8 protein-coding genes are annotated in these 9,173 nt (G+C 70.2%); 5 read left to right on the forward strand and 3 right to left on the reverse strand.

Features of this window, described 5'->3' with window-relative positions:
• Positions 1-145: 145 nt before the first annotated feature.
• Entirely contained in the window at positions 146-913 is a 768-nt protein-coding gene (locus IEY61_RS29680; RefSeq protein WP_189050376.1) for an ABC transporter ATP-binding protein, read from the forward strand.
• Positions 913-3,468 (forward strand): ABC transporter permease, encoded by a 2,556-nt coding sequence (locus tag IEY61_RS29685; protein WP_189050378.1) that lies wholly within the window; start codon positions 913-915, stop codon positions 3,466-3,468. Before IEY61_RS29680 ends, IEY61_RS29685 begins: the two co-directional genes overlap by 1 nt.
• Before the next feature lie 146 nt (positions 3,469-3,614).
• Here IEY61_RS29685 and IEY61_RS29690 read toward each other — a convergent pair whose 3' ends face one another.
• Both IEY61_RS29690 and IEY61_RS29695 read right to left on the reverse strand, forming a co-directional pair.
• A complete protein-coding gene (locus IEY61_RS29690; protein WP_189050396.1) occupies positions 3,615-4,262 on the reverse strand; it encodes an HAD family hydrolase in 648 nt (215 codons plus the stop codon).
• 111 nt (positions 4,263-4,373) lie between these two features.
• A complete protein-coding gene (locus IEY61_RS29695; RefSeq protein ID WP_189050380.1) occupies positions 4,374-5,111 on the reverse strand; it encodes a neutral zinc metallopeptidase in 738 nt (245 codons plus the stop codon).
• 230 nt (positions 5,112-5,341) lie between these two features.
• Here IEY61_RS29695 and IEY61_RS29700 point away from each other — a divergent pair, with 230 nt between their 5' ends.
• The 3 genes from IEY61_RS29700 to IEY61_RS29710 are packed head-to-tail and all read left to right on the forward strand — an operon-like array spanning position 5,342 to position 7,196.
• Positions 5,342-5,929 carry a TetR/AcrR family transcriptional regulator gene (locus IEY61_RS29700; RefSeq protein WP_229706574.1) on the forward strand — a complete coding sequence of 196 codons (588 nt, stop codon included), beginning with the start codon at positions 5,342-5,344 and terminating at the stop codon, positions 5,927-5,929.
• 3 nt (positions 5,930-5,932) lie between these two features.
• The gene (locus IEY61_RS29705) at positions 5,933-6,679 is read left to right on the forward strand and encodes a class I SAM-dependent methyltransferase (protein ID WP_189050384.1); all 747 of its coding nucleotides are present in this window, start codon (positions 5,933-5,935) and stop codon (positions 6,677-6,679) included.
• The gene (locus IEY61_RS29710; protein ID WP_189050386.1) at positions 6,669-7,196 is read left to right on the forward strand and encodes a polyketide cyclase; all 528 of its coding nucleotides are present in this window, start codon (positions 6,669-6,671) and stop codon (positions 7,194-7,196) included. Before IEY61_RS29705 ends, IEY61_RS29710 begins: the two co-directional genes overlap by 11 nt.
• 175 nt (positions 7,197-7,371) lie before the next feature.
• Here IEY61_RS29710 and IEY61_RS29715 read toward each other — a convergent pair whose 3' ends face one another.
• A complete protein-coding gene (locus IEY61_RS29715) occupies positions 7,372-9,090 on the reverse strand; it encodes an FAD-dependent oxidoreductase (RefSeq protein WP_268240704.1) in 1,719 nt (572 codons plus the stop codon).
• Positions 9,091-9,173 lie beyond the last annotated feature (83 nt).

The following is a 9,173-nucleotide window of genomic DNA, read 5'->3' on the forward strand; positions in this document are numbered from 1 at the left end:
ACTCCGCGTGGGGGATACCCGCAGCCGGAAATCCGCCTCGGCTCCGCCCGGAGTCGGACGGATCGGCCTCCGGCAGCACAGATGATGGGACTCGTGCCGGACCAACGGGGGCGGCACGATTCGACAGCGATAGAAAGGTTCACACGTGACCGCTACGACAGGCCAGCCGGTATCGGCCGCAGCCCGAGCGAGCGATGTTTGGAAGGTGTACGGCAGCGGCGAGGCGCAGGTCATCGCGTTGCGGGGAGTGAGCGCCGAGTTCGAGCGCGGGCGGTTCACCGCGATCATGGGCCCGTCCGGGTCCGGCAAGTCGACGCTGATGCACTGCCTGGCCGGGTTGGACACGGTCACCCGCGGGACGGTGCAGGTCGGCGACACCACGGTCACCGGTCTCGGTGACGCGGGCCTGACGAAGCTGCGCCGCGACAAGGTCGGCTTCATCTTCCAGCAGTTCAACCTGCTGCCGACGTTGACGGCCAAGGAGAACATCCTGCTGCCGCTGTCGATCGCCGGACGCAAACCGGACCAGGCCTGGTACGACATCGTGATCGACACGGTCGGGCTGCGGGACCGGCTGGGTCACCGGCCGGCGCAGCTCTCCGGTGGCCAGCAGCAGCGGGTGGCGTGCGCCCGGGCGCTGGTGGCCCGCCCCGAGGTGATCTTCGCGGACGAGCCGACCGGCAACCTGGACTCGCGGGCCGGCGCGGAGGTGCTGAACTTCCTGCGTAACTCGGTGCGGGAGCACGGCCAGACGATCGTCATGGTGACCCACGACCCGACGGCGGCCGCGTACGCCGACCGGGTGGTCTTCCTCGCCGACGGGCAGATCGTCTCCGAGCTGATCGAGCCGACCGCCGAGACGGTGCTGGACACGATGAAGAAGCTGGACACTCCCGCCGAGGTGGCCGGCTGATGTTCCGGGCGACACTGAAGAGCCTGCTGGCCCGCAAGGTCCGGCTGATCCTGTCCGGCATGGCCGTGGTGCTCGGCGTCATGTTCGTCTCCGGCGCCTTCGTCCTCACCGACACCCTCGGCCGCACCTTCGACCAGATCTTCGCCGAGGCGTACGAGGACGTCGACGTCAGCGTGGCCGCGAAGCCGAAGCTCGCCGTCAACGAGATGGAGGGCGAGCAGGTCCAGGCGCCCTTCCCGGCGGCCACGCTGGAGACGGTGCGGGCGGTGCCCGGGGTGGCGGAGGCCACCGGTGTGGTTGCCGCCGACGGGGCGCTGATGATCGGCAGCAACGGCAAGGTGGTGACCTCGTTCGGGCCGCCGCAGTTGGGCGGCAACTGGCTCGGCGAGTCCGACCTGGTGCAGCTGCGCGAGGGCCGGGAGCCCCGCGCCGACGACGAAATCGTGATCAACAAGGGCCTGGCGACCGCCGGCAAGGTCGCCGTCGGCGATCGGGTGGGCGTGCTCACCCTGGGGCCGCGGGAGGACTTCACCATCGTCGGCGTCTTCGGCTACAGCGGTGACCGGGACTCCATCGGCGGCGCCAACGAGGTCATGTTCACCACGCCGGCCGCCCAGCGGCTGATGCTCGGTGAACCGGACGTCTTCAACAACATCGTGGTGACCGCCGCGTCGGGGGTCTCCGACGAGTCGCTGCGCGACGCGGTGGCCGCCGCGGTCGGCGACGACTACGTGGCCAGGACCGGTGCGCAGCTCTCCGCCGACGCCGCCGCCGGGCTGAAGGAGGCGCTGTCCTTCTTCAACCGGATCCTGCTCGGCTTCGCCGCGGTGGCGCTGCTGGTCGGCACGTTCCTGATCCTGAACACCTTCTCGATCATCGTGGCGCAGCGCACCCGGGAGTTGGCGTTGCTGCGGGCCGTCGGCGCCAGCGGCAAACAGGTCATCGGCTCGGTGGTGCTGGAGGCGATCGCGATCGGCCTGATCGCCTCGGTGCTCGGTCTGGCCGCCGGCATCGGGGTCGGTGCCCTGCTGGCGTACCTGTTCAGCACCGTCGCCGGTGGCATGACCCTGGCCGGGGTGGGCGTACCCGCGTCGGCGGTGATCGGCGCGTTCGGTGTCGGCCTGGTGATCACCATCCTGGCGGCGCTGCTGCCGGCGCTGCGCGCCGCGCGGATCCCTCCGATCGCGGCGATGCAGGACGTGGCCACGCCGGACCGGCCGCTGACCAAGGTGACCGTCGCCGGTGCGTTGGTGACGGCGGCCGGCGCCACCCTGCTCTTCCTCGGCCTGGGCGGGCACGCGGGTGGCAACACGCTGGCCACCATCCTCGGTGGCGTGCTGTTCGCGTTCATCGGCGTCGCCCTGCTGACGCCGCTGATCAGCAAGCCGGTGGTGGCGGCGCTCGGCGCGGTCTTCTCCGGCTGGGTGCCGGGCAAGCTGGGCCGGCTCAACTCCGGGCGCAACCCGCGCCGGACGGCGATCACCGCGGCGGCGCTGATGGTCGGCATCGCCCTGGTCACCGGCATCACCGTGATCCTCGACTCGGCCAAGAGCAGCATCAGCGATCTGGCCCAGGACACGGTCAAGGCCGAGCTGGTGATCTCCGGGGTGCAGTCCGGCCCCCGCCCGCCGTCCTTCGACCCGTCCGTGTTGGCGGAGGCGAAGAAGATCCCCGGGGTCCGGATCGCCGACGGCCAGTACGGCGACATGGCGATGGTCGGCGACCAGCACCTCTTTGTGGGAGCTATGACGGACCCGGCCGCGATGCGCCAGGTCTACAGCTTGGAGCCCACCGCCGGTGACATCGACCGGTTGGCCCCGGGCCAGACGCTGGTCAGCTCGGGCACCGCGCAGGCACAGGGGTTGTCGATCGGCTCGACGGTGTCGGTGCAGCTGGCCCGTGGGGAGGCACAGACCTACACCGTCACCGGCATCTTCGAGGACTCGCCGCTGTTCGCCGGCGTGTCGATGGTGCTGCCGACCGAGGCCGCCCGCGACTTCACCGTCCCGAAGCCGATCCAGGGCTTCATCCAACTGGACCCGGGCACCCCGGTGGCGGACGTGCAGCCGCGCATCGAGGCGCTGCTCGCCGACAGCCCAGAGGTGTCGGTGGCCAACCTCGACGCGTTCATCGAGCAGCAGACCGGCCAGCTCGACAGCCTGCTCATGATGATCCGGATCCTGCTGGCGCTGGCCATCGTGATCGCCGTACTCGGCATCGTCAACACGCTGGCCCTGTCGGTGCTGGAGCGGACCCGCGAGCTGGGCCTGCTGCGCGCCATCGGTCTGCGCCGGTCGCAGACCATGGGGATGATCACCGTGGAGGCGGTGGTGATCTCGGTGTTCGGCGCGCTGCTCGGCGTGGTCGTCGGCGCCGGTCTCGGCGCCGCGGTGGTCGAGGCCCTGCGGGACGAGGGAATCAACAAGCTGGTGCTGCCCTGGGGCCAGATGGGCGTCTTCCTCGGCCTCGCCGCGCTGATCGGCGTGATCGCCGCGCTCGTGCCGGCCATCCGCGCCGCCCGCATCAACGTCCTGGGCGCCATCGCCCACGACTGAGCTGCAAGTGCAAGGAAGGGCCCCCTTTTAACGCCTGGTGCGGTAAAGGGGGCCCTTCTTAACACCTGCGCCGGCAACGGCGCGTGCAGTGCGCAAGCGGGGTGCGGTGCGCAAGCGGGGTGCGGTGCGCAAGCGGGGTGCGGCGCTCACGCGGGGGTGCGGCGCAGCAGCCCGGCCAGCAGGTCCAGGTCGACGGCGAGCAGGCTCTCCAACTGGTGCACGCCGTCGCGGGGCGCGAGCGGCACCTCCGCCGGTACGGCCAGCACCGCCGCTCCGGCCGCGACCGCGCTGGCCACCCCGGTCGGCGAGTCCTCGATCGCGACGCACCGTTCGATCGGCACCCCGAGCAGTCGCGCGGCCGTGAGGTAGGGCTCCGGGTGCGGCTTGGCCGCGTCGACCTCGTCGCCGCAGACCACCACGTCGAAGCTGTCGCGGCCCAGAGTGTCCAGGGCGATCTCGACCAGTGCCCGGCCGCTGGAGGTGACCAGGGCGGTCGGAATCCGCGCCTGCCGGACCGCCCCGAGCAGGGCCAGCGCCCCCGGGCGCCACCGCAACCCGCCGCGGAACAGCTCCAGGATCCGGGCGTTGACCCATGCCGCGCTGACGTCGGGATCGCGGTGCGGCTGCCCGATGTCGTCGTGCAGGATACGCATCGACTCGGCCATGGCGGTGCCGACGATCGCGCGGCGGGCGGCGGTGGAGAGAGTCCCGCCGTACGTCTGCGCGAGTTCGACCAACGCGACGTCCCAGAGCCGTTCGCTGTCGACCAGGGTGCCGTCCATGTCGAAGAGCACTGCGGCGGGATGGTGGCTGGTCACCGGTTCCTCCTCGGCTTCGGCTGAACCGGCGATCCTGCCACTGCGGCCGGCGGCCACGCCGGGGGGTGCCGGCCGCAGTGATCTCCGTCAACCCAGGCCGCAGGCCGACAACGACCGTTCGTAGCCGCGGAAGAACGCCTCGGCCCGCTGCTCCGGGGTGCCGTGCGAGCCCTCGGCGAACCACGGCTGGCCCGGGTCGTCGCCGACGGCCAGCAGCCCCTCGTTGAACTCCTCGAGGTCACCGTCGTCGAGGGTGAGCCGCCCGGCGCGTACCGAGTCGCCGAGGTACGCCCCGGCCATGCAGTCGGCCTGCAACTCCTGCTGGATGGTGAAGTTGTAGCGGATGCCGAGCCGGGTCTGCACGCCGTGGGCGTACTCGTGCCCGAGCAGGTAGAACACGAACGCGTCGCCGATCTGCCGGAACGCCCCGAAGGACCAGTTGATGTCGTACGCGATGAAGTCGCTGACGGTGCAGTAGACCGCGTTGTTGCGGGGCACCTCCTGCCCACCGCAGGAGACCTCGCCGTCGCGTTGGTACGGGATGACCCGCCGGATCGGGCGGAAGGACTGCCCGGACGATTCGAACTGGTCGGCCCAGTACCGTTCCGCGAGCCGCTGGGCGTCGGTCATGTCCTGCCGGAACTCCTCGACGGTGTCGGTGCCGTCGGCCCGGGTCACCTCGCCGCTCGGCGACGCGGGCTGCCGTGGCTCGGTCGGGGTCGCCGGGCCTTCGACCGGCTCGACCATGCAGGCGGCCGCCGCCACCAACGCCACCGCCAGGCCGGCGAGCCTTCCCCGACGTCGCCCTCGCGCACCTGCCGCCACCGCGTCCTCCCACCTCGGCGATGCCGGATCCAGTACCCCAACGGTACGGCCGCCACGCCCGTCGCCGTCTGATACGCCGCACCGCCCCGACCGGTTCAGGTGTACGCGCCGGCCCGTCCCGGCGAGCGGCGGGCACTGTGGCCGGAGAGTTCACGTCACCGCGGAAACGAAAGCGTCCTACGTTCGGCGCCTTGTTTGTAAGTGCTTACTAGTGCAAGGCTGCGGTGGTGGTGACCCAACGCAGTACCGCCCCACGGCGACGTGCGGACGCGGTCGACATCGGTATGCGGGTGTTCGCGGACCACGGTCTGACGACCGCGTCCGTGCAGCAGGTGGCCGACCGGATGGGCGTGTCCCAGCCGTACGTCTTCCGGTTGTTCGGCAGTAAGCGTGCCTTCTTCCTGGCCTGTCTCGACGAGTTGGAGGCCCGCATCCTGCGGGCGATGCGGCAGGCCGCCGCCGGCCACGCGGCGGACCCGCTGCCGGCGATACGCGCCGACTTCCGGGCCATGATCGCCGACGGCGTCGTCACCGGCCTGTGGTTGCAGGCCTGCGCGGTGGCACGCGCCGACGAGATGGTCGCGGCGCGCTGCCGGGCCCTGCTCGGCGGCATTCTGCACGAGGCCGAACGCCTCTCCGGAGCCGGAGCGCAGCAACTGCGCGGCACGCTGGCGCTCGGCGCGCTCGTGGTGATGTTGCAGGCGCTCGGCGTCGATCTGACCAACGGCAGCCAGGCCGCCATCGACCTGCTGCGGGCGGGTGCGGCGACGGCGGAAGATGTCGCCACCCCCTGCGTCTCCGCCACGGGAAAGGAGTGACCGATGAAGGTCTTCGGACAGGTGGCCGACCTGTACGAGAACGCCCGGCCGGGTTATCCGCCGGACATCGCCGACGCGATCGTCGCCTACCACGGCGGCCCGCCGGCATCGGTGGTCGAGATCGGCGCCGGCACGGGCAAGGGCACCGAGGTGCTCGCCCGCATCGGCGCACCGCTGACGTGCGTCGAGCCGGACCCACGGATGGCCGCCCGGCTGGCCAGCCGCTTCCCCGCCGCCCGCGTCGACGCCGCCACCTTCGAACAGTGGTCCCCGCCCGTCGGCGGGGTCGGCCTGCTGGCCTGCGCGATGGCCTGGCACTGGCTCGATTCGGCCACCCGCAACGCCCGCGCCCGGCGAGCCCTCGCACCGGAGGGCACCCTGGCGATCTTCGGGCACCGCTACGCCTACGCCGACCCTGAGCAGGGCGCCGCGATCCAGGCCGCGCTGCGCGCCGTCGACCCGAGCGCCCGGGAACGGCCCGCGGACTGGTTCCACCAGGACGTCCTCACCCACGGCGAGTTCACCGACGTACGCAAGGCGGTGTTCCGGCACGCCCTGCCCCTGGACAAGCAGCAGTACCTCGCCCTGATCCGCACCTTCGGTCCGTACCTCACCCGGCCGCCGGAGCAGCAACAACGTGGCCTGGCCGCGCTGAGCCGGCTGGTCGACGACTTCGGCGGCACCGTCCTCCTCGACCTGCGCACCACCCTGGTGCTCGGACGACCGAGGAGGCCGGAGCATGCTCGGTGACCGCTGGGGCGTGACCGAGAGCGAGACCGTACTCCCCTACCCCTGCGACGATCTCGTCGCCTCACCCACCGTGCGGGCGTGGCGAGGGGTGCGGGTGGACGCCCCGGCCGCAGCGGTGTGGCCGTGGGTCGCCCAGGTGCGGCTGGCGCCGTACTCCTACGACTGGATCGACAACCTCGGACGCCGCTCGCCGCGCCGGTTGGCGAACCTTCCCGAGCCCCGGGTCGGGGAGGCCTTCACCACCGCCGGTGGGCGGCAACGGGGCCGGATCGTCTCGGTCGAGCCCGGCACACAGCTCACCGCCGAGATCATGGGTGCCTTCCTGTCGTACGTCCTGGTGCCCCAGGAGAACGACACGACCCGCCTGCTGCTCAAGGTTGTCATGCGGACGAACCGCTGGCTCGCCGTCGGGATCTGCGTCGGTGACCTGGTCATGGCCCGACGGCAACTGCTGAACTTCAAACACCTCGCCGAGCGCAGCTCGGACCGGCCATCAGCCGCAGCATCGGGTACCTGATCGACCTCTTGTCCCGAGCGGGGCCGAGGGGTGGCCGCGACCTCACATCAGTCCTTGACATCAACGACGGCAGGCACGAAGCCAGTAATCACAGAGCGTGGACAACTCCATGATCACCGACTTCGTGCCCGTCCCACTACCCCACGTCCTCGCCGTCACCTACTGGCGGAGGCTCTCAAGCTTCTGGCCCTGCACCTGGCCGAGCCCGCTCCGAACTCCGTGCTCGCTCGCCAGCGTGCTTGGCCGCCAGATAGGCGAACACCAAACCCTGCCCGAGGGTCGCACCCGGCCCGGGATAGAACTTGCCGAAGGCGTTCGCGGCGGCGTTGCCCACCGCGTAGAGCCCATCGATCGGCGAACCGTCCTCGTGCAGTGCGCGGCCCGATTCGTCGGCGGTGATGCCGCCACACGTGCCCAGGTCAGCCGGCACCGTCTTCACCGCGTAGAAGGGCGCCCTGGTGATGGTGCCCAGGTTCGGGTTCGGCGTGTTTGTGGGGTCACCGTAGTAGCGGTCGTAGTGCCCCAGGCCACGCTTGAAGTCGTCGTCCTGGCCCTGCGACGCGAGCACGTTGAAGCGCGCAACGCCGTCGACCAGCCCAGGCACGCCGACCTTGCGGCTCAGCTCGGCGATCGACTCCGCCTTCACCACCACACCTGATTCGTAGAAGACCTTTGGCATCGGCATCCCCGGCATCACCGAGCCGGCGAACAGGTAGCGGTTCCGGTGCCTCTGGTCGAAGATCAACCAGATCGGCAGGTGGTCGCCCTTGCCGTCGTCGAGGCCGAGCATGGCCCGGCCGGCCGTCATGTAGTCGGTGGCCTCGTTGAAGAACCGGTGCCCGGTGGAGTCGACGATCATCGACCCCGGTAGCGACCGCTCCGACAGCATGAAGATCGGATCAGCCTCAGGTGTCAGCGGCGAGATCGATGGGAACCACCACGCCTGATCCAGGAGATCGAGGCCCGCGCCCACCTGCTCGGCGATCGCGAACAGGTCGCCGGTGTTGTCGGGGTTGCCGAAGCTCCAGTCTTCGGTGAGTGCCTGCGACTGGTGCTTACGGCGCTTCTCCCCGGCGTGGTCGAAGCCTCCGATGGCGAGAATGACGCCGCCCTTGGCCGCCACCCGTACGCGCTCACCATCCTTCTCCACGACGACGCCCGTCACCCTCCCGCCCTCGACGACCAGTTCCTTGAGCGGGCTGTTCAGCCAGATGTCCACTCCTGCCCGACGCGCGCCGGCGATCAGCCCCGCACCGAGAGCTCGGCCACCCGCGGCCATCTCCTTCTTGAACAGTTTGCCGCCGACGCCTTGCAGTACCCGCTTGAAGATCGTCGGGAACGCCTGCAGGGGTCGACGGGCCATCAGATTCATCAACCTGAAGTCTTTGGAGGTGATGGGCATCGGTACCGGCGCGGCGATGGCGCCGCTGGTGCGGATACGGGCGACATCCTCAGCACCGAGGGTGTTGATGTCAAACGGCTTCGACTCGACCGACCGCCCGATCGCCGACCCTCCTTCGAGGTCCGCGAAGTAGTCCGCATACTCGGTCATGTGGCCGAGTTTCAGCGGAGTGGCCGCGAGCAGCTCGTCGACAACTTCGGGAGCGTGCTCGACGAACGCTTTCCTGCGTGCGCGCGGAGCGGTGTCCCCGACGAGCGTGTCCAGGTAGGTCAGTACCCGATCCTTCGTGTCCTGTACGCCCGCATTCTGCAACACCTTGTTGTTCGGCATCCACATGCCGCCGCCCGACATTGCCGTCGAGCCTCCGAAATACGCGCCCTTTTCCACCACCAGGGCTCGAAGACCTCTTCGCGCTGCGGTGATGGCACCCATCAGGCCGGTTCCTGAGCCGTACGTATTCAGCTTGAGGTGAGTCGGCGGCCGGTGGTCCACTCTGGTTGATCGGCTGGCATGATCATGGTGTGTCGCCCGTCCCGCAGGTCCCGCCCTCGTACGAGGAGCTGTTGGCGATGCTG

This window comes from Micromonospora sonchi, assembly GCF_014646235.1.
Classification (GTDB): domain Bacteria; phylum Actinomycetota; class Actinomycetes; order Mycobacteriales; family Micromonosporaceae; genus Micromonospora; species Micromonospora sonchi.